This is a genomic window from Clavibacter sp. CT19 (genome assembly GCF_027858075.1).
GTDB lineage: Bacteria > Actinomycetota > Actinomycetes > Actinomycetales > Microbacteriaceae > Clavibacter > Clavibacter tessellarius_A.
On record NZ_JAQHYR010000001.1, the window covers coordinates 313,863 to 337,283 of the forward strand.

Consider the following 23,421-nt stretch of genomic DNA (forward strand, 5'->3'; position numbering starts at 1 on the left):
GCTGCCGGCGCTCAGGGGCGGGGCGGGGTCGGGGGCGGCGTCGGGCCCTGGCCGCGGCCGCCGTCGGGGCCGAGCTTCCGCAGCTGGTCGTCGGCGGCCTGGCGCGCCTTCTGGATCTTGTCCGCGTGCTTGCTGCCGGTGGCCCTGTCGGCGATGCCCGACACCTTGTCGATGGCGGTGCGGCCGACGTCCTGGCCCTTGGACGTGCGCAGGAATCCGGTGGCGGCGGCGGCGATGCGGGACAGCTTCACGGGTGGTCTCCTATGTAGGGGATCGGGTGGGGCCGTGCCCGGGCGGCGCGGCGGTCGTCCTCCGACCATCCTGGCGGGTCGCGCCTGTGCCGGAGCGGGGAGTCTCCTCGGGAGAGGGAATGCGACGGCCGCGCGCGAGCCGGACACGCGCCCACCGCGGACGAGGGAGGCGGCGCGGCGGGCGTCCCCGCCGGTGCTACCCTGGATCCGCGCTCGCGCGCACCCTGGCCCCCATAGCTCAGGGGATAGAGCACTGCCCTCCGGAGGCAGGGGCGGAGGTTCGAATCCTCCTGGGGGCACACCTTCCCATATCCCGTGTTGGTGCGGTGAGCGGCCGGTCCCGTCAGCGGGGCCGGCCGCTCGTGCGTACGGGGTCGGGCCGTCGCGCTCGGCCGGCATCCCACGGGCGATGGAGTCGCGGCGAAGACACGCGGCGAGGCCCGAGACGGGTCTCGGGTCCCGCCGCGCGATGCTGGGCCCAACTGGGGGGCGGGCCTGTCGATGACGTTAGGGGAGGCCGCCGCGGCCGAGAAGGCGCGCCGGTACTGGAAAAGGCCAGTGGAGCAGGGGCCAATCCGATCCCCTCCGGGTGCCGAACGGCCGCTCCGGCGCGCCCGCGACGCCTCTGCCCGTCGCCTCCCGGCACCCCCGCACAGGCGGCCTAGGCTCGGCGCATGGCAGACGACGACGACTCCACCTCCCTCCGCGACCTCCTGAAGGGCGCGAAGCCGAAGCCCCACGACTTCCCCGAGCTCGACCCGGCCGCGCTGCCCGGCGACCCGATCGACCTCGTCATCGACTGGATCCGCGACGCCGTCGCCCACGACGCCGCCGAGGTGAACGCGGTCGTGCTGGCGACCGCGGACGCCGAGGGCCGCCCGAGCGCGCGCACCCTCCTCCTCAAGGACGTCACGCCCACCGTCGACGACGAGCCCGGCGCCCTGTGGTTCTCATCGCTCGCCGACAGCCCCAAGGGCCGCGACCTCGAGGCGAACCCGCGCGCGGCGCTCGTCGCGTACTGGCGCGAGCGCGGGCGCCAGATCCGCGCGACGGGCCCCGTCTTCCACGGCGACCGCGAGGTCAGCGAGCGCGACTTCCTCGCGCGCCACCCCGCGTCGCGCGCCGAGGTCATCGCGGGCGACCAGAGCGAGCCGATGCCCGACGCCGAGGAGCGCGACGCGCGCGTGGCCCGTGCGCGGGAGGCGGTGGACGCGGATCCCGAGCTCGTCGCCGAGTCGTGGCGCGCCTACGTGCTCCAGCCGACCGTCGTCGAGTTCTGGCAGGCGACGGAGGACCACGGGCAGCTGCGGATCATCTACCGCGCCGACGCGGACGGCACCTGGTCGCACACCCTCGTCTGGCCCTGACCGGCGCCGCCGGGCGCGGGCCGCGAGCGTGTTGCGGCAGATGACGCGGAGGGTGCGGCGCCGCACCCGAGCCCGCACACTGGATCCATGCCCGCACCCCTCCGCCGCCTCGCCGTCGTGCAGGTGACCCGATCCCGGCCCGAGGCCGTCGACTACCACCGGCTCGTGCAGGGCCTCAACATGCGCGTGGCCGAGGTCGCGGGCCAGGCCGGCTGGGTCGTGGAGAACCTCGCCGCGGAGGACGAGGGCGTGGAGTCGCTCCTCGAGCGCACGCGCGACGCGGACGCCGTCGTCATCATGGGCGGCGAGGACGTCGCGCCCCGCTTCTACGGCGGTCCCGCCGACTACGAGGGCCGCTCGCCGCACCGCGAGGTGGCGGACGCCGGCCAGATCGCGCTCGTCCGCCGCGCGGTCGCCGAGGGCACGCCGCTCCTCGGGATCTGCCGCGGTGCCCAGATCGTCAACGTCGCGCTCGGCGGCACCCTCCAGCAGCACATCGACGGCGTGGGGGAGCACCGCAACCAGGCGGACGACATCACGGCGGTCATGCGCGACCACGACGTGCGGGTCGCGGCCGACAGCCGTCTCGCGCGCGTCCTCGGATCCACCGCGCTCGTCGTGCGCAGCGCCCACCACCAGGCGGTCGACCGGCCGGGCGCGGGACTCCGCGTCGTCGCCGTCGCGCCCGACGGCGTGCCGGAGGCGGTCGAGCACGAGACGGCGCCCATCACCGGCGTGCAGTGGCACCCGGAGGATGCGGCCGCCGAGCGCGACCAGCTCCCCGCGCTGCTGGCGGCGCTCGCCGAGCAGTGCGCCCGCCGCGAGCCCGCGCGGGCGGACGTCGCGGCCTGAGCCGACGCGGTCCGAGAACGCACGGCCCGCGCACGACGCGACCCGCCCGCGTCGCGCGCGGGCGGGTCGCCGTGGTCCGGATCCCGGTGGGCGTCAGGGCATGACGTCGCCGCTGTTCGGCCCCAGGGTCTGGCCGACGAAGAGGTTGCCGTCGGGATCCGCGGCGAGCATCACCGCGACCGGCGCCACCTCGTCGACCGTTCCGAACCGCCCGAGGGGCAGCTCGCGCCGCTTGGCGGCCTTCCAGTCCTCGGAGATCCCGTGGACCAGCGGGGTCTCGATGGGCCCCGGCGCGATCACGTTGGCCAGCACGTTGGAGGCCGAGACCTCCAGCGCGAGCGACTTCGTGAACGCGATGACCCCGGCCTTCGCGGCCGCGTAGTGCGCGAGGCCCGTGCCGCCCTTCTGCCCGAGCTGCGAGGCGATCTGGATGATGCGGCCGTCGCGCCGGGCGAGCATCCCCGGCAGCACGGCGCGCGTGACGAGGAAGACGCTCGTGAGGTCGACGTCGATCGTGCGCTGCCAGGTCGCGAGGTCCATGTCCGCGACGTGCGCCTCGGTGAGGATGCCGTGCGACGAGACGAGCGCGTCGATCCGGCCGAGCAGGGCCTCCGCCTCCGCGACGGCGCGCGCGACCTCGCGCTCGTCCGCGAGGTCGGCCGTGACGGCGCCGTCCGCGCCGAGGTCGGCGGCGACGTCGTGCACCGCGGCGGAGCGGTCGAGGAGCACGACGCGCGCGCCCGCCCGGAGGAAGTGCGCCGCCACCGCGCGGCCGATGCCGCTCGCCGCGCCCGTGACGAGGGCCGTGCGCCCGAGGAGCCGCTCGCTGCGGGCGGGTCCGGGCGCCGTCACCGCGCTCACTCCTGCATCGCGACCGTCAGGCCGCCGTCGACGGTGATGCACTGCCCGGTCACGTACGCCGCGTCGTCGGAGGCGAGGAACGCGATGACCGCGGCCACGTCCTCGGGACGGCCGACGCGGCCCGCCGGGATCCGCTCGGCAGCCCGGCGGAGGCCGTCGGGACCGAGCGAGTTGACGCCGTCGAGGGACTGCGGCGTCTCGATGAGGCCGGGGATGACGGTGTTGGCGCGGATGCCGCGCGGCGCGAGCTCCACGCCCACGCTGCGGATGAGTCCCACCACGCCGGCCTTCGCGGTCGCGTAGTGCGCGTGGTCGCCCCAGCCGTAGACGCCGCCCGCGATGGAGGAGACGGCGACGACGGAACCGCCCGCGCCGAGATGGGGCTCGGTCGCCCGGACGAGGCGCATCACGCCGCCGAGGTCGACGCCGAGCACCTCGTCCCACCGGTCGTCGGTCATGGCGCCGAGGGGCGCGCGGCGGAGGATGCCCGCGGCCGCGACGACGTGATCCACCCGGCCGTACGCGTCGAGGGCGGCCTGCACGAACGCGTCGACGGACGCCGTGGACGACACGTCGAGGTCCACCGCGACGCCCTCGCCGCCGACCGCGCGCACGGCCGCGAGCGTCTCGCCCGCATCGTGCGGATCCGCGGGGAAGCGCCCCACGACCACGCGGTCGCCGCGCGCGGCCAGCCGCACCGCCGTGGCCCGGCCGATGCCCGACGCTCCGCCGGAGATCAGCGCGACGGGCGCGCCCGCGCCGCCGCCCGCGCTGCCGCTCACGCCTCCGCTCCCCGCGACTCGCCCGTCGACTTCGCGAGCAGCATCACGAGCGCCGACGCGAGGATGCCGCCCGCGCCCACCCACAGGGCCGCCGTGCCGAAGGTCATCGACCCCGCCGTCAGCGCCGTGAGCAGGAAGCCGCCGATGATCGCGCCGGGCTGGCTCATGGCGCCGATGAAGCTGGACCCGGTGGCGCGGCAGTCGCTGTCGAAGCAGCCGGCCTGGAAGAAGAGGATGGCGGCGTAGGGCCCGAGCAGGAAGAACAGGCCCACCATGTACGCGACGAGGACGAAGCCCGCGTCGTCCGGCCCGAGCAGCATCGTGGCGAAGGCGAGGCCCGCGATGAGCCAGCCGCCGACGATGACGTTGCGCCGCCCGAGCCGGTCGCCCAGCCAGCCGTGCACGAGGTAGCCGAGGACGCCCACGCAGTTCGAGCCGATGACGAGCAGCAGCGCGTCGGACGCGTCGATGTGCTTGCCCGACTCGAGCACGGTCGTGCCGAGCACCGAGAACGTCTGGATCCCGAACCAGTTCAGCAGCCACGCGACGCTGAGCACGATCGTGCTGCGCAGGTGCTTGCCCTGGAAGATGCGCGCGAGCGGCGCGGACTTCTGCACGTCGAGGCCGGTGGCCCGCGCGAAGGCGGCGGCCTCGTCCTCGAGGCCGGCGGCGCGCAGCCGGCGGATCCGCTGCTGCGCCACGAACTGCGGGCTCTCCCGCAGCGTGAGGCAGACCGCGGCGACCACGAGCGCCGGCACGGTGGCGAGCCCGAACGCGATGCGCCACTCGCCCGGCCCGAATACCGAGGTGATGAGGGTCACGAACGCCGCCGCCAGCAACGCCCCGATGGGCCAGCCCGTCTGCACGATGGCGTAGACGAAGCCCTTGTTGCGGCGGATCCGCTCGTCCTCCGTCAGCTCGTAGATCTCGTTGAGGTACGTCGCGTTGATCGACTGCTCCGCGAGTCCGAGCCCGCTGATGCTGCGGATGCCGACGAGCGAGGCGGCGCCCGCGCTGAGGGCCGTCGCGCCGGACGACATCGCCGTGCCCGTGACCGAGACGACCATGCCCACGCGGCGGCCGAGCCGGTCGACCATCGGGCCGACGAGCAGCACGACCACGGCGGTGCCGACGCTCACGAGCGTCGAGACGAGCAGCGCCTCGCTGGTGTCCCAGCCGAAGTCGCGCGAGATGTCCGGCAGCAGCGTGCCGAAGAGGATGAAGTCGTAGACCGCGATGGTCCACGCGAGGAACGCGATGCCGGTCACGCGCCGGGTCTGCCGGACGCTGACGGTCTCGAGGGCGGCGGGCGCGGAGGAGCCGCCCGCCGGGGAGGCGGTGGGACGGGAGGTGCCGGTGCTCATGGTCGTGGTCCTTCCAGGGCGTCGGGGTCAGCGGACGCGCGGCGAGCGCGCCTGGAAGTCGCGGGCGATCTCGTCGAAGGTCGCCCAGCGGACGCCCTCGTGCGAGTTGATGTGGGCGATGAGCCGCTCGAGCATGAGCAGCACCTGCGGGCGTCCCGAGACGTCGGGGTGGATCGTGAACGTGAAGACGCCGTAGTCCTGCTCGCGGTAGACCCAGTCGAACTGGTCGCGCCACATCTCCTCGAGGTGCCGGGGGTTCACGAAGCCGTGGCTGTTCGGGCTGCCCTTGACGAACATCATGGGAGGCAGGTCGTCCAGGTACCACGACGCGGGGATCTCCACGAGGTCGGTCTCCTCGCCGCGCACGAGCGGGTGCATCCAGCTGGCGGCGTCCTTCGTGTAGTCGACGCCCTGCCACGTGTCGCCGACGCGCACGTAGTACGGCTCGAAGTCGCGGTGCATGAGCGAGTGGTCGTAGCGGATGCCGCGCTCGATGAGGAGCTCGTTCGTCACGCGGGAGAACTCCCACCACGGCGCGACGTAGCCGCTGGGGCGGCGGCCGGCCCGCGACTCGATGAGCTCGATGGAGCGGTCGAGCACGTCGGCCTCCTGCTGCCGCGACATCTCGATGGGGTTCTCGTGGCTGTAGCCGTGCGCGCCGATCTCGTGGCCCGCGGCGACGACCTGGTCGAACTCGCGGGGGAACGTCTCGATGGAGTGGCCCGGCCAGAACCAGGTGGAGGGGAGATCGTGCTTGGCGAGCAGCGCGTTGAGGCGGGGCACGCCGACCTCGCCCGCGAACAGGCCGCGGGAGATGTCGCCGGGGGAGTCCTGGCCGCCGTACGAGCCGAGCCAGCCGCTCACGGCATCGACGTCGATGCCGAACGCGATGATGATGTCCTTGGCCATGGGTGGTCCTTTCGATCGGGTGATGCGGGTCAGGCCGGCGTCGGGCTGTCGGCCGGGTGGGGGAGTGCGGTCGCGGGGTCGGCGGCGGCAGCCAGCAGTCGGCGCGCGTCGTCGACGGGGTGGTGGTCGAGGAGCAGGGCGATGGCGATGCGCGCCTGGGCCACGGAGAGGCGGCCGAGCGGGACCGCGCCCGCGCGCACCGCGTCGGCCGCGCCGCCGTCGCCGTAGATCGCGGCGACGGGTCCGTGGGCGACGCGCGTGCCGAGCGCGACGAGGATCCCGGCGCGCGTCGCCGCCGCGATCTCCGGGATCAGCGCGCGGTTCGTGTTCCCGGCGCCCGTGCCGATGACGACGACCGCGCGGGCCCCCGCGGCGACGGCGGCGCGGAAGAGGACCGCGTCGGATCCGGGGTGCACGCTCACGCAGTCCACGCGGATGCCGTCGAAGCGGGGCGACGGCAGCGGCAGCGGCGGCAGCGCCCGCTCGGGCGCGAGGAGGGTGACGTCGTCGCCCGCGACCCGGCCGACAGGCTCGCCGTCGCGCGGGGCGAACGCGTCCGCGTCGAGCGTGCGGGCCTTGGCGACGCCGTCGGCGGCGTGGATCCGGGAGGCGAAGACGACGAGGGCGACGGCGCCGCGCGCCGCGCGCGACGCGGCCACGACGATCGCGTCCCGCAGGTTGCCCGGTCCGTCGCCGCCCGGGGTGTCGGCGGCGCGCTGCGCGCCCGTGAGCACGACCGGCCGCGCGTCGTCGCCGACCAGCTGCAGGAGCGCCGCGGTCTCCTCGAGGGTGTCGGTGCCGTGCGTCACGACGACGCCGTCGACGTCGTCCCGGGCGAGACCCGCGGCGACCGCCTCGGCGATGGTGCGGAGGTCGGCGTGCGTCAGCGCGAACGAGTTGGCGCGGAGCACGTCGTGGCTCTCCACCGTGATCGCGGCGGGCAGGGCGGGCATGGACGAGAGGAGGCGCTCGGCGGGATCCGCGGCCACGGCGGCGCCGTCGGGGCGCGTGCGCGAGGCGATGGTCCCGCCGGTGGCGAGGACGAGGACGTGGGGCATGACGTCGATCCTGAATTCCGCAAACGATTGCGTCAATGGTTCTCGTGGAACGTTCGTGTTGCCGTCCTGTTGCGCGGGTGTTTCGGCGCCGGCGGGGCGGATGCCTCTCCCGGCGCCCCGCGGACGCTGTGCCATGCTGATCGGGTGAGGAGGCGCGAGTGACCCAGAAGCGCCGGCCGCCCACCACGCAGCGCATGATCGCGGAGCTCGCGGGCGTGAGCGTCACCACCGTCTCCCGCGTGCTCAACTCCCGCGAGGAGCACCCCGAGCGGTGGGCCGGACCCGAGACCGTCGCCGCGATCCTCGACATCGCGCAGCGCAGCGGCTACCGGCGGAACCCGCACGCGGCGAGCCTCCGCACGTCGCGCTCTGACCTCGTGGGCGTGCTCGTGCCGCGGCTGCAGGACTTCGTGCTCGCCACGGTCTACGAGGGCATCGACGAGGCGGCGACCGAGCGCGACGTCTCCACCTTCGTCACCAACAGCCTCGACCGGCCGGAGCTCCAGCGCACCCGCACGCGCAGCATGCTCGACCGCCGCGTCGACGGCATGATCTTCGGCGACGCCCACCTCGACGACCCGCTCCTCGACGAGCTGGCGGAGGAGGGCGTGCCGTTCGTGCTCGTGTCGCGCCGGCGTGGCGACCACGTCGCCATCACGTGCGACGACGTGGCCGGCGGGCGCCTGGCCGCCGAGCACCTCATCGCGCAGGGGCGGACGCGGCCCGCGGTCCTCGCCGGGATGCCGTTCGCCTCCACGGCGGTGGACCGCACGGCCGGGTTCCTCCGGGCCTATGCGGACGCGGGGATGCCCGTTCCGCCAGAGCGCGTGATCCACCTCGGCTTCGACGCGCCCGCGGGACGCGAGGCGGCGGAGACGGTGCTGGCCGCCGGTCCGGGAGCACGGCCGGACGCGCTCTTCGCGACCAACGACTTCGCCGCCATCGGGGCGATGGGCGCCCTCCGCGACGCGGGCCTCCAGGTGCCGGACGACGTCGCGCTCGTGGGCTACAACGACACGCCGCTCGCCGCGTCCGGGTCCATCGGCCTCACGAGCGTGCGCTCGCCCGCCCACCGGATGGGACGCCTCGCGCTCGAGGCGCTGCTCGCCCTGGTGGACGGGCGGGAGCAGGAGTCGCGGCTGCTCGAGCCGACCCTCGTCGCGCGCGCCTCGAGCGGGCCGCACGGAGTCTGACCGCGTCCTCGCGGGGCGGTGCGGGTGCGCGCGCCGACCGGGGCGCGCGGCGCGCGGCGCCCGCCGCGGATGCCACCATGGACGCATGCGCCGCGACGTCTCCTCCCTCCTCGAGCTGCAGGTCGCCGGCGGGAGCGAGATGGCCTTCGCGGTCGCCGTGGCCCGCGGCGCCGACATCGCCTCCGAGACCCTCGAGTTCGCGCTCGACGGCCGCCCCGTCGCCGCGACCGAGGTGGTCGACCGGCACGACACCCGCCTGCACGTGCTCGAGGTCGGCGCGGGCGTGCTCACCATGGAGTACCGCGCCACGGTCACCGGCCGTCGGGATCCCGCGCCCCTCGACGACGTGGACCTCTGGGTGTACCGCCGCCCGAGCCGGTACTGCGAGTCGGACACGCTCTTCCCCACGGCGCGGAGCGAGTTCCGCGGCCTCGACGGCCTGCCGCTGCTCCAGGCCGTGCGCGCGTTCGTGGCGGACACGCTGCGGTACGCGCCCGGCTCCAGCCTGCCGACCGACGGCGCCGTCCAGACGCTGCTCGCCCGACGGGGCGTGTGCCGCGACTACGCGCACCTCGTCATCGCGATGCTCCGGGCGCTCGACGTGCCCGCGCGCCTCGCGGCCGTCTACGCGCCGGGCCTCCGCCCGATGGACTTCCACGCGGTGGCCGAGGCATGGGTCGACGGCGCGTGGCACGTGGTCGACGCCACCGGCCTCGCACCGCGGCAGAGCCTGCTGCGGATCTCGACCGGCCGCGACGCGTCGGACACGGCGTTCCTCACGAACACGCGCAGCCTCGTCACCATCTCCCGGATGGAGGTGCTCGCCACGGTCGACGAGCTGCCGGTCGACGACGCGACCGCGCCGGTCCGCCTGGGCTGAGCCGCGCCGGATCAGCCGCCGACGGTCTTCAGCACGGCGTTGCCGAGGTCGGCGTGGTCGCCGGGCTCGTAGAACGACGCCGAGCGCATGACGACCATGTGCTTCGACGCGTAGATGGTGGAGACGCCGACCGCGTCCTGCAGCTCGAAGTAGGCCTCGACGCCCGACGGGTAGCCCGCGATGGGGTCGGCGAGGAGGATGGCCGCGTCCCGGCGGGACTTGAGCTCCGCCGCGACGGGCTGCGCGACGTCGATCTCGACGGCGGTGCCGTCCGAGGCGCGGAAGGCGCAGGCGATGCCCTGCATCGCGAGGATGTCGGCGCGGAGGCCGTCCGTGGAGGTGTCGGCCGGGAGCGCCGTCACGGCGAAGCCGGGGCCGAAGGACGCGAGGTCGGGCAGGAGCTTCTGGCACGTGGTGGTGACCGGCGTGCCCTTCGGCGGCGCGGGCGTGGGCGAGGCGGTCGTGCTCGCGCCGGGACGGTCCGCCGGTGCCTCGGCGGCACCGCCCGCGCTCGCCGTGGGATCGGGCGTGGCGGGCTGCAGCGGCGCGGGGTTCGTGCACCCCGAGAGCAGGAGCGCGAGCGCGAGCCCGACTGCCGCGACGGCGGGCACGGAGCGCGGGGCCAGGGGGCGTGCGGGCGCGGGGAGGCGGACGGGCAAGGTGGTGCTCCTTCGGATCCGGTCGCGCCGCGCGGTGCGGCGCCAGGCGCGCGGCATCGTGCCACGCGCAGGGGAGGCGGGATCGCCACCCTACCCACCGCGGTCGCCCCGCCGCTGGGACGCTCCCCGTCGCCGCGGCCCGCACGGCGACGCGCGGGCGGGCGGGCGCGCGTCCGCCGGTAGGATCGATCCCCATGACGACCCCTGACCTGACCGGCGCACTGTTCGACATCGTGGCCGAGACGGCGGGTCGACGACCGGGGTCCGACGCCCTCACGCTCAGCCCCGACATGGTCGTCCTCGAGCGCCCGCGCAACCGCGACCACGGCGACTGGGCCACCAACATCGCCATGCGCATCGCCAAGCCGCTCGGGGAGAGCCCGCGCGCGCTCGCCGCCGAGATCGCGGAGGGCCTGGGCGCGCTGCCGCAGGTCGCGAAGGTCGACGTGGCCGGGCCCGGCTTCATCAACATCACGCTGGAGGCGGCCGCCGCGGGCGCCCTCGCGCGCACCATCGTCGAGGCCGGCCCCGCGTACGGCCGGGGCACGACGCTCGACGGGATCCGCATCAACCTCGAGTTCGTCTCCGCGAACCCCACGGGCCCCATCCACCTGGGCGGCGTGCGCTGGGCGGCCGTCGGCGACAGCCTCGCCCGCATCCTCCAGGCCGAGGGCGCGCTCGTCACGCGCGAGTACTACTTCAACGACCACGGATCCCAGATCGACCGGTTCGCCCGCAGCCTCCTCGCGAGCCACCTCGGCGAGGACACGCCCGAGGACGGCTACGGCGGCGCCTACATCGGCGAGATCGCCGAGCGCGTGGTGGAGGGGTACGACGGCGACCTCGACGCCCTCCCGCGCGAGGCGCAGCAGGAGGTCTTCCGCAGCGCCGGCACGGAGCTGATGTTCGGCGAGATCAAGCAGAAGCTCCACGACTTCGGCGTCGACTTCGACGTGTTCTTCCACGAGGACTCGCTGCACGAGTCCGGCGCCGTCGACCGCGCGGTCGCGCGCCTGAGGGAGCTCGGCCACGTCTTCGAGGAGGACGGCGCCGTCTGGCTCCGCACCACCACGTTCGGCGACGACCGCGACCGCGTCGTCATCCGCTCCACGGGCGAGCCCGCCTACATCTCGGGCGACCTCGGCTACTACCTCGACAAGCGCGAGCGCGGCTTCGAGCAGAACATCATCATGCTGGGCGCCGACCACCACGGCTACGTCGGCCGCATGATGGCGATGGTGCAGGCCTTCGGCGACACCCCGGGCGTCAACCTCCAGATCCTCATCGGCCAGATGGTCAACCTGCTGCGCGACGGCGAGCCCGTGAAGATGAGCAAGCGCAACGGCACGATCGTCACGCTCGACGACCTCGTGGACGCCGTGGGGGTGGACGCCGGCCGGTACGCCCTCGTGCGCTCCTCCGCCGACCAGAACCTCGACATCGACCTCGCGGTCCTCGGCAAGCGCACGAACGACAACCCCGTCTTCTACGTGCAGTACGCCCACGCGCGCACCTGCGCGGTCGACCGCAACGCGGACGCCTCGGGCGTCGACCGGAGCGCCTTCGCGCCGGAGCTGCTCACGCACCCCACCGAGTCGGCGCTGCTCGGGCTCCTGCAGGAGTTCCCGCGCATCGTCGCCCAGGCCGCCGAGCTGCGCGAGCCGCACCGCGTCGCCCGCTACGTCGAGGAGCTCGCGGGCTCCTACCACCGCTGGTACGACAGCTGCCGCGTCGTCCCGCGGGGCGACGAGGAGGTCACCGACCTCCACCGCACGCGCCTGTGGCTGAACGACGCGGTCCGCCGGGTCGTCGCGAACGGCCTGGACCTCGTGGGCGTCTCCGCCCCCGAGCGCATGTAGGGGAGCGGATCATGGCGGGGCGGTTCCTCGGCACCGAGGTCTTCGAGGCGCCCGAGCGGCGCGATCCGCGGGAGGCCCGGCGGCGTCGGCGTGGGCCGCGCGGCGGCACCGTGTTCATCTGGCTGCTCGTGCTCGCCATCATCGGCGTCGGGCTCGCGTTCGGCCTGCGGATCATCGACCAGACCGTCCGCGGCGTCGCCGAGGACCAGGCCGAGCAGCGCATCGCCGAGCAGCTGCCCGGCCGCGTGTCGGGCAAGGTGAACGTGTCCATCCAGGGCGACTGGGTCATCCTGCAGCTGATCCGCGGCACGCTCGACCGCGTCGTGCTCGACGGGGCGAACCTCCAGGCGGACGGCACGCCCTTCCGGGCGCACATCGTCGCGACGGACGTGCCCACCGACCAGGAGCGCACGGTGGGGAGCGTGGTCGCGACCGTGTCCATGGACCAGGCGCCCGCGAGCGCGCTCCTCGCGAAGACGGCCGGCACCCCGCCCGACCTGCGTTTCGGCGACGGCACGCTCGGCTACACCGGGTCCACGAGGATCCTCGGCCTCACTCTCGGCTACACGGTGGCCGCGGAGCCCGTGCTGCGCGACCCGTCCACCGTGGTCATCACGCCCACCCAGGTGGAGCTGCAGGCGGGGTCGCTGAAGGTGGACCTCGCGCAGACCATCCAGGGCATCCGCGACATCACCTACCCCGTGTGCGTGGCGCAGTACCTCCCGGCGGGCGTCGCGGTGCAGGACGTGACGATCGCGGACGGGAAGGCGTCGATGACCGTCGCGTCGTCGTCCATGAAGCTCACGCGCGACTCGCTCGGGGCCACCGGCAGCTGCGGCTGAGCCGGGCGGTGCCCGTCGCCGTCACATGGCCCGGGCGCCCCGATCGGCCTCGGTAGGATGCTCTCACCGCCTCCTCCTCCGGCTTCAGGGACCGCACCGGGTCCGCTCGCCATCCCGCACGTCCGCCCCGCGTACGAACAGGTGACTCCGTGACCGCGAACCCGCTGGCCCCGTCCTGGCTGCTGCCGCCCGACGACGCGAACGCGCTGGACGCGCGCGTCTGGTCCCGCGGAGCCGACCGCGACGCCGACGGCGTCCTCCGCATCGCCGGGGTCGCCGCCCCCGAGCTCGCCCGCCGCTTCGGCACGCCGCTCTACGTGGTCGACGAGGCCGACGTGCGGGGCCGTGCCGCCGAGACCCTGGCCGCCTTCGAGCGCGAGGCCGCCGCCGTCGGCACGACCGCGCGCGTCTACTACGCGGGCAAGGCGTTCCTCAGCATCGAGGTCGCGCGCTGGATGGTGGAGGCGGGCCTCCACATCGACGTCTGCTCCGGCGGCGAGCTGGCCGTCGCGCTCGCGGCGGGCGCGGATCCGGCCCGCCTCGGCTTCCACGGCAACAACAAGTCCGTCGCCGAGATCGAACGGGCCGTCGGCGCGGGCATCGGCCAGATCGTCGTCGACAGCGTCATCGAGGTCGAGCGCATCGCCACCGCGGCGGCCGCGCACGGCCGGATCCAGCCGGTGCGCCTCCGCGTCAACAGCGGCGTGCACGCCCACACGCACGAGTACCTCGCGACCGCCCGCGAGGACCAGAAGTTCGGCATCACGCTCGCCGACGCGGCCGACGTCGTGGCCCGCATCCGCTCGCACGCGTCGCTCTCCTTCACCGGGCTGCACGCCCACATCGGCAGCCAGATCTTCGAGACCGACGCGTTCGTCGAGTCCGCCCGGCGGCTGCTCGACCTGCACGAACGGCTGCTCGCCGACGGCCCCGTGCCCGAGCTCAATCTCGGCGGCGGCTTCGGCATCGCGTACACCTCGGTCGACCGGCCCGTGCCGGTGCCCGAGATCGCCCGGCGCCTCGCCCGCATCGTCGGCGACGAGTGCGCCCGTCGGGGGATCGCGGTGCCCGTCATCGCGGTGGAGCCCGGCCGGAGCATCGTCGGCCCGTCCACCGCCACGCTCTACACGGTCGGCACCGTCAAGGACGTGCTCGTCACGGTCGGCGGCATCGACGGCGAGGTCGCGGAGGCGGAGTCCGCCACGGGCGACGTGGAGGACCCGCGCGTCGCCGCGGAGGCCGAGACGGCGATCCGCCGCTACGTGAGCGTCGACGGCGGCATGAGCGACAACGCGCGGCCCGCGCTCTACGGCGCCGACTACTCCGTGCGCCTCGCCGGCCGCTCCTCGGACGCGGAGCCGGCCCTCGTGCGCATCGCCGGCAAGCACTGCGAGAGCGGCGACCTCGTCGTGCACGCCGACTACCTGCCCGGCGACGTGCGCGCCGACGACCTCGTGGCCGTCCCGGCGACGGGCGCCTACTGCTGGGCGCTCGCGAGCAACTACAACTGGATCGGCCGCCCGCCGGTCGTCGCCGTGCGCGACGGCGAGGCGCGCGTCATCGTCCGCGGCGAGACCGTGGACGACCTGCTGGCGCGCGACGCGGGCACGCCGGCCGCCGCATCCCCCGACGTGAACGGAGCACGATGATCGAGTACCGGAACCTGCGCGTCGCCCTGCTGGGCTGCGGCTCGGTCGGCACCCAGGTGGCGCGGCTGATGCGCGAGCACGGCGACGAGCTCGCCCAGCGCGTGGGCGCCCGGCTCGAGCTCGTGGGCATCGCGGTGCGCGACGCGGACGCCCCGCGCGACGCGTCCGTGCCGCGGGAGCTCCTCACCACGGACGCCGAGTCGCTCATCCTCGGCGCCGACATCGTCATCGAGCTGATGGGCGGGCTGGAGCCGGCCCGCGGGCACATCCTCGCGGCCATCGCCTCGGGCGCGGACGTCGTGACGGCCAACAAGGCGCTGCTCGCGACGCACGGTCCCGAGCTCTTCGAGGCCGCCGAGCAGGTGGGCGCGCAGCTCTACTACGAGGCGGCCGTCGCGGGCGCCATCCCCATCATCCGACCGCTGCGCGACAGCCTCGCGGGCGACCGGGTCGAGCGGATCCTCGGCATCGTCAACGGCACGACGAACTACATCCTCGACCAGATGGACGCCCACGGGCTCGGCTTCGACGAGGCCCTCGCGACCGCCACGGAGCTCGGCTACGCGGAGGCGGATCCGACCGCCGACATCGAGGGCCACGACGCGGCGCAGAAGGCGGCCATCCTCGCGAGCCTCGCCTTCCACACGCGCGTGCCGGTCGAGGCCGTCCATCGCGAGGGCATCACGGGCCTCGCGCCGGCCCAGTTCGCGTCGGCCCGCAAGGCCGGCTACGTGATCAAGCTGCTCGCCATCTGCGAGCGCCTCACGGATCCCGAGACCGGCCGCGACGGCGTCTCCGCGCGCGTCTACCCGGCCCTCGTGCCGCGCGACCACCCGCTCGCCGCCGTGCACGGCGCGAACAACGCCGTGTTCGTCGAGGCCGAAGCCGCCGGCGACCTCATGTTCTACGGCGCGGGCGCCGGGGGAGTGCAGACCGCCTCCGCCGTGCTCGGCGACGTCGTCTCGGCCGCGCGCCGCCACGTCGTCGGCGGCCCCGGTGTCGCGGAGTCGACGCACGCCGACCTCGAGACGCTGCCCGTCGGCGCGATCACGACCCAGTACCAGATCACGCTGCAGGTGGCGGACGAGCCGGGCGTGCTCGCCCGCATCGCGCACCTGTTCAGCGAGCACGGCGTCTCCGTGGAGACGCTCGAGCAGACCACCCACCAGGCGCCCGTGGCGGGAGGGGCCGGCGCCCGGCCCACCGCTAGCCTGGTGATCGGCACGCACCGCGCCACCGACGCGGCCCTCCGGGCCACCGTCGACGCGGTGTCGAACCTCGACGCGGTGACGGCAGTCGCGAGCGTCCTCCGAGTAGAAGGAGCCTGATGGCCCACCAATGGCGCGGACTCCTCCGCGAATACGCCGACCGCCTCGACGTCACGGACGCCACCCCCATCATCACCCTCGGCGAGGGCGGCACGCCGCTCATCCCCGCGCCCGCCCTGTCCGCCCGCACGGGCGCGCAGGTGTGGGTCAAGTACGAGGGCATGAACCCCACCGGCTCCTTCAAGGACCGCGGCATGACCATGGCCATCTCCAAGGCCGTCGAGCACGGCGCGAAGGCCGTCATCTGCGCCTCCACCGGCAACACCTCCGCGTCGGCCGCGGCCTACGCGACCCACGCGGGCATCACCGCCGCGGTGCTCGTGCCCGAGGGCAAGATCGCGATGGGCAAGCTCAGCCAGGCCGTCGCCCACGACGCGCAGCTGCTCCAGGTGCGCGGCAACTTCGACGACTGCCTCGACATCGCGCGCGAGCTCAGCGCCAACTACCCGGTGCACCTCGTCAACTCCGTGAACAACGACCGCATCGAGGGCCAGAAGACCGGCGCCTTCGAGGTCGTCGAGGTCCTGGGCGACGCCCCCGACTTCCACTTCATCCCCGTCGGCAACGCCGGCAACTACACCGCGTACACGCGCGGCTACCGCGAGGACCTCGAGGCCGGCAATGCCACGAAGCTGCCCCGCATGTTCGGCTTCCAGGCCGCGGGCAGCGCGCCCATCGTCGACGGCGCCATCGTCAAGGACCCCGACACCATCGCCAGCGCGATCCGCATCGGCAACCCGGCCTCGTGGAAGCTCGCCCTCGAGGCGCAGCTGCTCACCGACGGCTACTTCGGCGCCATCTCCGACGCACGGATCCTCGAGGCGCACCGCATCCTGTCCGCCGAGGTCGGCATCTTCGTCGAGCCCGCGTCGGCCATCAGCGTCGCCGGGCTCCTCGAGCGCGCCGAGGCCGGGCAGATCCCGAAGGGCGCGAAGGTCGTCCTGACGGTCACGGGCCACGGCCTCAAGGACCCGCAGTGGGCGCTCCGCACGGCCGACGGCTCCGACGTCGCCCCCACGAGCGTCGGCGTCGACGTCGCCGAGATCGCGGGCGTGCTCGACCTGGTCGCGTCGTGACCGACGGTCCGATGACCCGGGCGCTCCTCGTCGGGCGCCGCGTGCAGGTGCGCGTGCCCGCGACGAGCGCCAACCTCGGCCCCGGCTTCGACACGCTCGGCCTCGCGCTCGCGCTCTACGACGACCTCACGGTGACGGTGCGCGACGCGCCCGGCGCCACGGTCGACGTGCGCGGCGTGGGCGCGGGCGAGGTGCCGACCGACGCGACCAACCTCGTCGTCACCGCCATCGCGCACACGTTCGCCGCGTTCGACCAGCCGATGCCCGGCCTCGACCTCGTCGCCGAGAACCGGATCCCGCACGGCCGCGGCCTCGGCTCCTCGGGCGCCGCGATCGTCTCGGGGATCATGGCGGCGCAGGGCCTCCTCGCCGGCACCGTCGACATCGACGCCGACGCGCTCCTCCGCCTCGCGACCGAGATGGAGGGCCACCCGGACAACGTGGCGCCCGCCCTCTTCGGCGGCCTCACCATCGCGTGGGTCGACGAGACCGGACCGCAGCACAAGAAGCTCGCCGTGCACCGCGGGGTGTCGCCGCTCGTGCTCGTGCCGGTGGCCACCATGTCCACCGCGCTCGCCCGGAGCCTCCAGCCGGAGTCAGTGCCGCACGAGGACGCGATCTTCAACGTGTCGCGCTCGGCGCTGCTCATCGCGGCGCTCATCCAGAGCCCCGAGCTGCTGCTCGCGGCCACCGAGGACCGCCTGCACCAGGACTATCGCGCGGCGGCCATGCCGGAGACGAACGCGCTCGTCCACCTGCTTCGCGAGGCGGGCTTCGCGGCCGTCGTCTCGGGCGCGGGCCCGTCGCTGCTCGTCCTCGGGAGCGACCCGGGCCAGCGTCTGACCGCGGCCGAGCTCGTCGCCGCGCACGGCAGCACGCCGTGGAAGGCGCTCATGCTCGCGGTCGACGTCAAGGGATCCACCGTGCAGGTCGTCGACGCGGGATCCGCTCCCTCCCACTAGCCGGATCGCGCGGTCCCCCCGACCCGGCGCGCCGTTCCCTGCGCGGGCGGGGCGCCGGGTGCTAGGCTCCAGACGACCCCGGGGTCGACGGATCCACGCACGAGCGTCGGAGATCCGGTCCCGGTGGTCGTTCTCACCACTCACCCGCTGTCGTCCCCGCCAGATCCCGCGCCTCCGTGCGCGACAGCAGCTCCGGACGGAATCAGACCGTCCGCCGCTCGGCGGAGACACACGCGATCGGCTCTCCTCCGCACGGGCTTCGTCCCGGCGGATCGGGGAAAGGACCCACGAACATGACCGATGTCGACACCCGCGCCTCGAGCGCCGACCTGAGCACGCTCCGCGTCTCCCAGCTCCAGGCCATCGCCTCCGAGCTCGGTATCCCGGGCGGCTCCAAGCTCCGCAAGGGCGAGCTGGTGGCCGCGATCTCCGAGATCCAGGCCGCCCGCGGACTCACCGCCCCCGCTGAGGAGGCTCCCGCCGCCGAGGCTCCCGTCGCGGATCCCGCGTCCGCCGAGGCTCCGGCCGAGGCGCCCGTCGCCGAGCCCGTCGTCGAGGACGCCGCTCCCGGCGAGAGCCCCGCCGAGGCGCCCGCCGCCCCTGCCGCCGAGGCGCCCGTCGCCGAGGCGCCGGCCGAGCAGCCCGCCCGCTCCGGCCGCGGATCCCGCCGCGCCACCACCGCCCGCATCGTCCCCGAGCGCATCGCGGAGCCCGTCGAGGCCCCGGTCGCCGCCGAGCCCGCGAGCACCGGCCTCGAGGCCCGCATCGCCGAGGCCGCGGGCGACCGCGCCGCCGAGTCCGATGCCCCGCGCACCGCGGATGCCGCCCCCGCGACCCGCGCCGACGCGCCCGCCGCACGCCGCGGATCGCGCCGCGCCACGAGCTCCGGCGTCGTGGACCCCGCCGTCGAGGCCCCGCGCCAGGCGGCCCAGCACGTCAACAGCGGCCAGACGGCCGATCAGCTCGTGCCGACGGAGGACGCCGCGGCGCCCGCCGCCGAGGACGGCGCCGACTCCGGCCAGGAGCAGGCCCCCGAGCGCCGCGGTCGCGGCCGCCGCCGCGGAGGACGCGACGACCAGAACGGCCAGGGCGGCCAGGGCGGCCAGAACGGCCAGGGCGGCCAGAACGGCCAGGCCCCGCAGGGCGACCGCACGCCGGACGGCCCCGCCGAGAGCGCATCGGACGCGTCCGACGCACCGACCTCCGGCGACGACCGCGACGGCGACGACCAGGGCGGACGCCGCGACGACCAGGGCCGCGACGGTCGCGAGGGCGGACGCAACCGCAGCCGCAACCGCCGCAACCGCGACCGCGGTCGCGACCAGGACGACCAGCAGCAGGGCGGTCGCGACCAGGCGCCCCGCGACCAGGCCCCGCGCGAGCAGGACGCCGACGACGAGGCGCAGGAGGAGGCCCGCACGGGCCGTCAGCGCCAGTCGGGCCGCGGCCAGGGCGACCGCACGCAGGACGTGCGCGCCGACCAGGCGCGCGCCGACCTCGGCCGCGACGAGGACCGCAACGGCCGCAGCCGGTACCGCGACCGCAAGCGCGGCCGCGGCCAGGGCGGCGACGACTTCGAGCCCGAGGTGACCGAGGACGACGTCCTCCTGCCCGTGGCGGGCATCCTCGACGTGCTCGACAACTACGCGTTCGTCCGCACGAGCGGCTACCTCCCCGGCACGAACGACGTCTACGTCTCCCTCGGCCAGGTCAAGAAGCACTCGCTGCGCAAGGGCGACGCGATCGTCGGCGCCATCCGCCAGCCGCGCGAGAACGACAGCCAGAGCCGCCAGAAGTACAACGCGATCGTGAAGATCGACTCGGTCAACGGCCTGCCGCCCGAGGAGGCCGCGAACCGCGTCGAGTTCGGCAAGCTCACGCCGCTGTACCCGCAGGACCGCCTCAGCCTCGAGACCGAGCCCAACAAGCTCACCACGCGGATCATCGACCTCGTGTCGCCGATCGGCAAGGGCCAGCGCGGCCTCATCGTCTCGCCGCCCAAGGCCGGCAAGACGCTCGTGCTCCAGGCCATCGCGAACGCCATCGCCACCAACAACCCCGAGGTCCACCTCATGGTCGTGCTGGTCGACGAGCGTCCCGAGGAGGTCACCGACATGCAGCGCACGGTGAAGGGCGAGGTCATCGCCTCGACCTTCGACCGTCCCGCCGAGGACCACACGACGGTCGCCGAGCTCGCCATCGAGCGCGCCAAGCGCCTCGTGGAGCTCGGCCACGACGTGGTCGTGCTGCTCGACTCCATCACCCGCCTCGGCCGCGCGTACAACCTCACGGCGCCCGCGTCGGGCCGGATCCTCTCGGGCGGCGTCGACTCGTCGGCGCTCTACCCGCCGAAGCGCTTCTTCGGCGCCGCGCGCAACATCGAGCACGGCGGATCGCTCACGATCCTCGCCACGGCGCTGGTGGAGACCGGTTCCAAGATGGACGAGGTCATCTTCGAGGAGTTCAAGGGCACCGGCAACATGGAGCTCCGCCTCTCCCGCGCCCTCGCCGACAAGCGGATCTTCCCCGCCGTCGACGTGAACGCCTCCGGCACGCGCCGCGAGGAGATGCTCATGGGCGCCGACGAGGTCAAGGTCACGTGGAAGCTGCGCCGCGCCCTCGCCGGGCTCGAGCAGCAGCAGGCCCTCGAGATCGTCCTCAGCCGCCTGAAGGAGACGAGCTCCAACGTCGAGTTCCTCATGAAGGTCCAGGCGTCGATGCCCAACACCGCGAACGGCCAGTCCCACCAGAGCCACGGGCACGGCGCGCACGAGAAGGGCTGACCCAGGTGTTCGAGTCCGTCGTCCAGCTGCTGGAGGAGCACGAGGAGCTCCAGCAGCAGCTGGGCGACCCCGAGCTGCACGCCGACGCGTCGCGCTCGCGCAAGGTCAACCGCCGCTACGCGGAGCTCAGCCGGATCGTCGCCGCGCACGCGGAGTGGACCCAGCTCACGGACGACCTCGCCGCCGCCCGCGAGCTGGCCGAGGAGGACCCGGCGTTCGCCGACGAGATCCCCGGCCTCGAGCAGGAGCTGGACGCGGCGCAGGAGAAGCTCCGGCGGCTCCTGATCCCGCGCGACCCCGACGACGCGCGCGACGTCATCATGGAGATCAAGATGGGGGAGGGCGGCGCCGAGAGCGCGCTGTTCGCCGCCGACCTGCTCCGCATGTACCTGCACTACGCCGAGTCGCGCCGCTGGAAGACCGAGGTCCTCAGCCAGACGCAGAGCGACCTCGGCGGCTACAAGGACGTGCAGGTCGCCATCAAGGGCACCTCTGACGACCCCGCGCTCGGCGTGTGGGCGCATCTCAAGTACGAGGGCGGCGTGCACCGCGTGCAGCGCGTGCCGGCGACCGAGTCGCAGGGGCGCATCCACACCTCGGCCGCGGGCGTGCTCGTGATCCCCGAGGTCGAGGAGGTGGAGGAGGTCGCCATCGACCCCAACGACCTCAAGATCGACGTGTACCGCTCGTCCGGCCCCGGCGGCCAGTCGGTCAACACCACCGACTCCGCCGTCCGCATCACCCACCTGCCCACGGGCATCGTGGTCGCGATGCAGAACGAGAAGAGCCAGCTGCAGAACCGCGAGGCCGGCATGCGCGTCCTCCGGGCGCGCGTCCTCGCGAAGCAGCAGGAGGAGATCGACGCGGAGGCCTCGGCCGTGCGCCGCAGCCAGATCCGCACGATGGACCGGTCCGAGCGCATCCGCACGTACAACTACCCGGAGAACCGCATCGCGGACCACCGCACCGGGTACAAGGCGTACAACCTCGACGCCGTGATGGACGGCGCCCTCGACCCGGTCGTGGAGTCCTGCATCCAGGCCGACGAGGAGGCGCGGCTCGACGCGCTCGGGACGGACGCGTGATCCGCGCGACCGCCCCGCGCGTCGCCCCGGTCGTCGCCCGCGGCCCGCGCGCCCGTGGCTGACGGGGAGGGCGTCCCCGCCACGGTCGACGCCCTCCGCATGCACGTCGGCACGACGCTCGCCGCGGCCGGGATCGAGCACCCGGCGGTCGACGCCGAGCTCCTCGTCGGGCACGTCCTCGGCCTCTCACGGGGGCAGGTGCAGTCACGCGCCATCACGCGCGCCGCGGTCGACGCCGCGGATGCCGCGCGCGTCCTCGAGCTCGCCGCCCGGCGCGCCCGCCGCGAGCCGCTGCAGCACATCACGGGCGTCGCCCACTTCCGCTCGCTCGAGCTGCTCGTGGGACCGGGCGTGTTCGTCCCGCGGCCCGAGACGGAGCACGTCGCGCAGCTCGCGATCGACGCGCTGTCCGCCGCACCGGGGGAGGCGCCCGTCGCGGTCGACCTCGGCACCGGATCCGGTGCGCTCGCCCTCGCGCTCGCCACCGAGGTGCCGCACGCGCGCGTGCACGCCATCGAGGTGTCGCCCGCCGCGCACGCGTGGACCGCGCGCAACGTGGCCCGCCTCGCGCCTGACGTGCACCTCGTGCTCGGCGACCTCGCCGACGCGTTCCCCGAGCTCGACGGCACGGTCTCCGTGGTCGTCTCGAATCCGCCCTACATCCCGGTCGACGCGGTGCCGCGCGATCCCGAGGTCCGCCTGCACGATCCCGCGCTCGCCCTCTACGGCGGCGCCGACGGCCTCGACGTGGTGCGGCTCGTCTCCATAACCGCGCGGCGCCTCCTGCATCCGGGCGGCGCGCTCGTCATCGAGCACGGCGAGCTGCAGGGCGCGGAGATCCGTGCGCTGCTCTACGCCGACGGCTGGCGCCAGACGCGCACGCACGAGGACCTCACCCGGCGCGACCGGGCGACGACCGCGGTCCGCTGACCACCGGCGCGCTGCGCTCCGACCGGCTCCGGCGAGCCGGTCAGGCCGGCCGCACGACGCTCCCGCGAGCCGGTCAGCCCCGCTGCGCCTCGATGAAGCGCTCGACCGCCGGCAGCAGGTCGCCGTCGCCGCGCACGTGGTGCCCGCTGATCCCCAGTCGGCGCGCGGACTCGACGTTGTCGATCCGGTCGTCGGCGAAGAAGGTGCGCGTGGCCGGCTGGCCGTAGGCCGCGAGCACCCCGCGGAACACGGCCGGATCGGGCTTCCGCGCGCCGTACCCGCTCGAGGTCCGCAGGTGCTCGACGCCGAACAGCGGCACGAGCTCGGGCGCGAGGGTCGGCAGGTGCCGGGCGGCGAGGGCGTTGTTGTTCGTGAGCAGTGTGATCCGGCCCGCCTCCCTCGCCCGTGCCACGGCCTCGAGCGCGGACGGCCGCACCGTCATGGAGGCGCGACGCCGACGCACCCACTCGTCCTCGTCCATCTCCACGCCCACCGCCGTGCAGAACGCGTCGAGGTAGGCGTCGGCGTCGATGCGCCCCGCCTCGGCCGCCCACTCGCCGTCGTCGTTGTACCAGCGACGGCGGAGCTCGGCGATGTCGTGCCCCGTGGCCGCCGTGATCCGGTCCGCCGGCCCCCGCCAGTCGTGGTCGTAGAGCACGTCGTCCATGTCGAACACGAACAGGAGCCCGGCGGCGGGCGAGGGGGAGGGCGCGGAGGTCATCCGCCCCAGT

At 74.5% G+C, this 23,421-nt stretch carries 21 protein-coding genes and 1 tRNA gene; 14 read left to right on the forward strand and 8 right to left on the reverse strand.

The genetic code is table 11. The features are described from left to right. Positions 1-11: 11 nt before the first annotated feature. On the reverse strand, positions 12-251 hold the full coding sequence (locus tag PED38_RS01405; protein ID WP_270979275.1) for an antitoxin: 240 nt from the start codon (positions 249-251) through the stop codon (positions 12-14). A gap of 227 nt (positions 252-478) precedes the next feature. On the opposite strand from PED38_RS01405, the gene PED38_RS01410 reads away from it, so the two are divergent. The 3 genes from PED38_RS01410 to PED38_RS01420 all read left to right on the forward strand — a co-directional run bounded on the left by PED38_RS01410 (position 479) and on the right by PED38_RS01420 (position 2,470). Beyond that, a tRNA-Arg gene (locus PED38_RS01410) sits at positions 479-550 on the forward strand. 375 nt (positions 551-925) lie between these two features. Beyond that, positions 926-1,618 carry a pyridoxine/pyridoxamine 5'-phosphate oxidase gene (locus tag PED38_RS01415; protein ID WP_270979277.1) on the forward strand — a complete coding sequence of 231 codons (693 nt, stop codon included), beginning with the start codon at positions 926-928 and terminating at the stop codon, positions 1,616-1,618. Positions 1,619-1,705: 87 nt separating this feature from the next. Beyond that, positions 1,706-2,470 (forward strand): gamma-glutamyl-gamma-aminobutyrate hydrolase family protein, encoded by a 765-nt coding sequence (locus tag PED38_RS01420; protein ID WP_270979279.1) that lies wholly within the window; start codon positions 1,706-1,708, stop codon positions 2,468-2,470. Between the two features lie 93 nt (positions 2,471-2,563). Here PED38_RS01420 and PED38_RS01425 read toward each other — a convergent pair whose 3' ends face one another. The 5 genes from PED38_RS01425 to PED38_RS01445 are packed head-to-tail and all read right to left on the reverse strand — an operon-like array spanning position 2,564 to position 7,444. After that, positions 2,564-3,322 carry an SDR family NAD(P)-dependent oxidoreductase gene (locus PED38_RS01425; RefSeq protein WP_270979280.1) on the reverse strand — a complete coding sequence of 253 codons (759 nt, stop codon included), beginning with the start codon at positions 3,320-3,322 and terminating at the stop codon, positions 2,564-2,566. Between the two features lie 5 nt (positions 3,323-3,327). After that, positions 3,328-4,113, reverse strand: coding sequence for an SDR family NAD(P)-dependent oxidoreductase (locus PED38_RS01430; protein ID WP_063072880.1), 786 nt, complete (start codon positions 4,111-4,113; stop codon positions 3,328-3,330). Then, positions 4,110-5,477, reverse strand: a complete 1,368-nt coding sequence (locus PED38_RS01435) for an MFS transporter (RefSeq protein ID WP_063072881.1) — start codon at positions 5,475-5,477, stop codon at positions 4,110-4,112. The genes PED38_RS01430 and PED38_RS01435 overlap by 4 nt, the downstream gene beginning before the upstream one ends. 27 nt (positions 5,478-5,504) lie before the next feature. Then, positions 5,505-6,386, reverse strand: coding sequence for a polysaccharide deacetylase family protein (locus PED38_RS01440; protein ID WP_063072882.1), 882 nt, complete (start codon positions 6,384-6,386; stop codon positions 5,505-5,507). Positions 6,387-6,415: 29 nt separating this feature from the next. After that, positions 6,416-7,444 (reverse strand): asparaginase, encoded by a 1,029-nt coding sequence (locus PED38_RS01445; RefSeq protein ID WP_270979282.1) that lies wholly within the window; start codon positions 7,442-7,444, stop codon positions 6,416-6,418. 158 nt (positions 7,445-7,602) lie between these two features. Here PED38_RS01445 and PED38_RS01450 point away from each other — a divergent pair, with 158 nt between their 5' ends. Next, positions 7,603-8,637 (forward strand): LacI family DNA-binding transcriptional regulator, encoded by a 1,035-nt coding sequence (locus tag PED38_RS01450; protein WP_270979283.1) that lies wholly within the window; start codon positions 7,603-7,605, stop codon positions 8,635-8,637. Between the two features lie 85 nt (positions 8,638-8,722). Further along, complete coding sequence (locus tag PED38_RS01455; protein ID WP_063072884.1) at positions 8,723-9,517, forward strand: transglutaminase-like domain-containing protein; 795 nt, start codon at positions 8,723-8,725, stop codon at positions 9,515-9,517. An 11-nt stretch (positions 9,518-9,528) separates the two neighbouring features. On the opposite strand, the gene PED38_RS01460 is transcribed toward PED38_RS01455, so the two are convergent. Beyond that, the gene (locus PED38_RS01460) at positions 9,529-10,176 is read right to left on the reverse strand and encodes a hypothetical protein (RefSeq protein ID WP_063072885.1); all 648 of its coding nucleotides are present in this window, start codon (positions 10,174-10,176) and stop codon (positions 9,529-9,531) included. Positions 10,177-10,370: 194 nt separating this feature from the next. Between PED38_RS01460 and argS the strand changes: the two genes are divergently transcribed. The 9 genes from argS (at position 10,371) to prmC (ending at position 22,690) form a co-directional block, all read left to right on the forward strand. Beyond that, positions 10,371-12,035, forward strand: a complete 1,665-nt coding sequence (gene argS, locus PED38_RS01465; RefSeq protein ID WP_270979285.1) for an arginine--tRNA ligase — start codon at positions 10,371-10,373, stop codon at positions 12,033-12,035. Positions 12,036-12,046: 11 nt separating this feature from the next. Further along, complete coding sequence (locus tag PED38_RS01470) at positions 12,047-12,877, forward strand: LmeA family phospholipid-binding protein (protein WP_063072887.1); 831 nt, start codon at positions 12,047-12,049, stop codon at positions 12,875-12,877. Positions 12,878-13,026: 149 nt separating this feature from the next. Then, positions 13,027-14,526 (forward strand): diaminopimelate decarboxylase family protein, encoded by a 1,500-nt coding sequence (locus tag PED38_RS01475; protein WP_270979287.1) that lies wholly within the window; start codon positions 13,027-13,029, stop codon positions 14,524-14,526. Beyond that, a complete protein-coding gene (locus tag PED38_RS01480) occupies positions 14,523-15,854 on the forward strand; it encodes a homoserine dehydrogenase (RefSeq protein ID WP_270979288.1) in 1,332 nt (443 codons plus the stop codon). The genes PED38_RS01475 and PED38_RS01480 overlap by 4 nt, the downstream gene beginning before the upstream one ends. Further along, positions 15,854-16,930: a threonine synthase gene (gene thrC, locus PED38_RS01485; RefSeq protein WP_063072890.1), complete on the forward strand. Its 1,077-nt coding sequence runs from the start codon at positions 15,854-15,856 to the stop codon at positions 16,928-16,930. Before PED38_RS01480 ends, thrC begins: the two co-directional genes overlap by 1 nt. A gap of 11 nt (positions 16,931-16,941) precedes the next feature. After that, the gene (gene thrB, locus PED38_RS01490) at positions 16,942-17,892 is read left to right on the forward strand and encodes a homoserine kinase (protein ID WP_270979439.1); all 951 of its coding nucleotides are present in this window, start codon (positions 16,942-16,944) and stop codon (positions 17,890-17,892) included. 293 nt (positions 17,893-18,185) lie between these two features. Continuing rightward, positions 18,186-20,675 (forward strand): transcription termination factor Rho, encoded by a 2,490-nt coding sequence (gene rho, locus PED38_RS01495; RefSeq protein ID WP_063072891.1) that lies wholly within the window; start codon positions 18,186-18,188, stop codon positions 20,673-20,675. 5 nt (positions 20,676-20,680) lie between these two features. Next, on the forward strand, positions 20,681-21,760 hold the full coding sequence (gene prfA, locus PED38_RS01500; protein ID WP_063072892.1) for a peptide chain release factor 1: 1,080 nt from the start codon (positions 20,681-20,683) through the stop codon (positions 21,758-21,760). 54 nt (positions 21,761-21,814) lie between these two features. After that, on the forward strand, positions 21,815-22,690 hold the full coding sequence (gene prmC / locus PED38_RS01505) for a peptide chain release factor N(5)-glutamine methyltransferase (RefSeq protein ID WP_270979292.1): 876 nt from the start codon (positions 21,815-21,817) through the stop codon (positions 22,688-22,690). Between the two features lie 73 nt (positions 22,691-22,763). On the opposite strand, the gene PED38_RS01510 is transcribed toward prmC, so the two are convergent. Continuing rightward, positions 22,764-23,411 carry an HAD-IA family hydrolase gene (locus PED38_RS01510; protein WP_270979294.1) on the reverse strand — a complete coding sequence of 216 codons (648 nt, stop codon included), beginning with the start codon at positions 23,409-23,411 and terminating at the stop codon, positions 22,764-22,766. Between the last annotated feature and the right edge of the window lie 10 nt (positions 23,412-23,421).

Coding starts and splice junctions, on each gene's coding strand:
- PED38_RS01455 (WP_063072884.1), top strand. CDS start 8,723: ATGCGCCGCGACGTCTCCTCCCTCCTCGAGCTGCAGGTCGCCGGCGGG.
- PED38_RS01415 (WP_270979277.1), top strand. CDS start 926: ATGGCAGACGACGACGACTCCACCTCCCTCCGCGACCTCCTGAAGGGC.
- PED38_RS01440 (WP_063072882.1), bottom strand. CDS start 6,386: ATGGCCAAGGACATCATCATCGCGTTCGGCATCGACGTCGATGCCGTG.
- PED38_RS01480 (WP_270979288.1), top strand. CDS start 14,523: ATGATCGAGTACCGGAACCTGCGCGTCGCCCTGCTGGGCTGCGGCTCG.
- thrC (WP_063072890.1), top strand. CDS start 15,854: ATGGCCCACCAATGGCGCGGACTCCTCCGCGAATACGCCGACCGCCTC.
- PED38_RS01445 (WP_270979282.1), bottom strand. CDS start 7,444: ATGCCCCACGTCCTCGTCCTCGCCACCGGCGGGACCATCGCCTCGCGC.
- PED38_RS01470 (WP_063072887.1), top strand. CDS start 12,047: ATGGCGGGGCGGTTCCTCGGCACCGAGGTCTTCGAGGCGCCCGAGCGG.
- rho (WP_063072891.1), top strand. CDS start 18,186: ATGACCGATGTCGACACCCGCGCCTCGAGCGCCGACCTGAGCACGCTC.
- PED38_RS01435 (WP_063072881.1), bottom strand. CDS start 5,477: ATGAGCACCGGCACCTCCCGTCCCACCGCCTCCCCGGCGGGCGGCTCC.
- PED38_RS01420 (WP_270979279.1), top strand. CDS start 1,706: ATGCCCGCACCCCTCCGCCGCCTCGCCGTCGTGCAGGTGACCCGATCC.
- argS (WP_270979285.1), top strand. CDS start 10,371: ATGACGACCCCTGACCTGACCGGCGCACTGTTCGACATCGTGGCCGAG.
- PED38_RS01510 (WP_270979294.1), bottom strand. CDS start 23,411: ATGACCTCCGCGCCCTCCCCCTCGCCCGCCGCCGGGCTCCTGTTCGTG.
- thrB (WP_270979439.1), top strand. CDS start 16,942: ATGACCCGGGCGCTCCTCGTCGGGCGCCGCGTGCAGGTGCGCGTGCCC.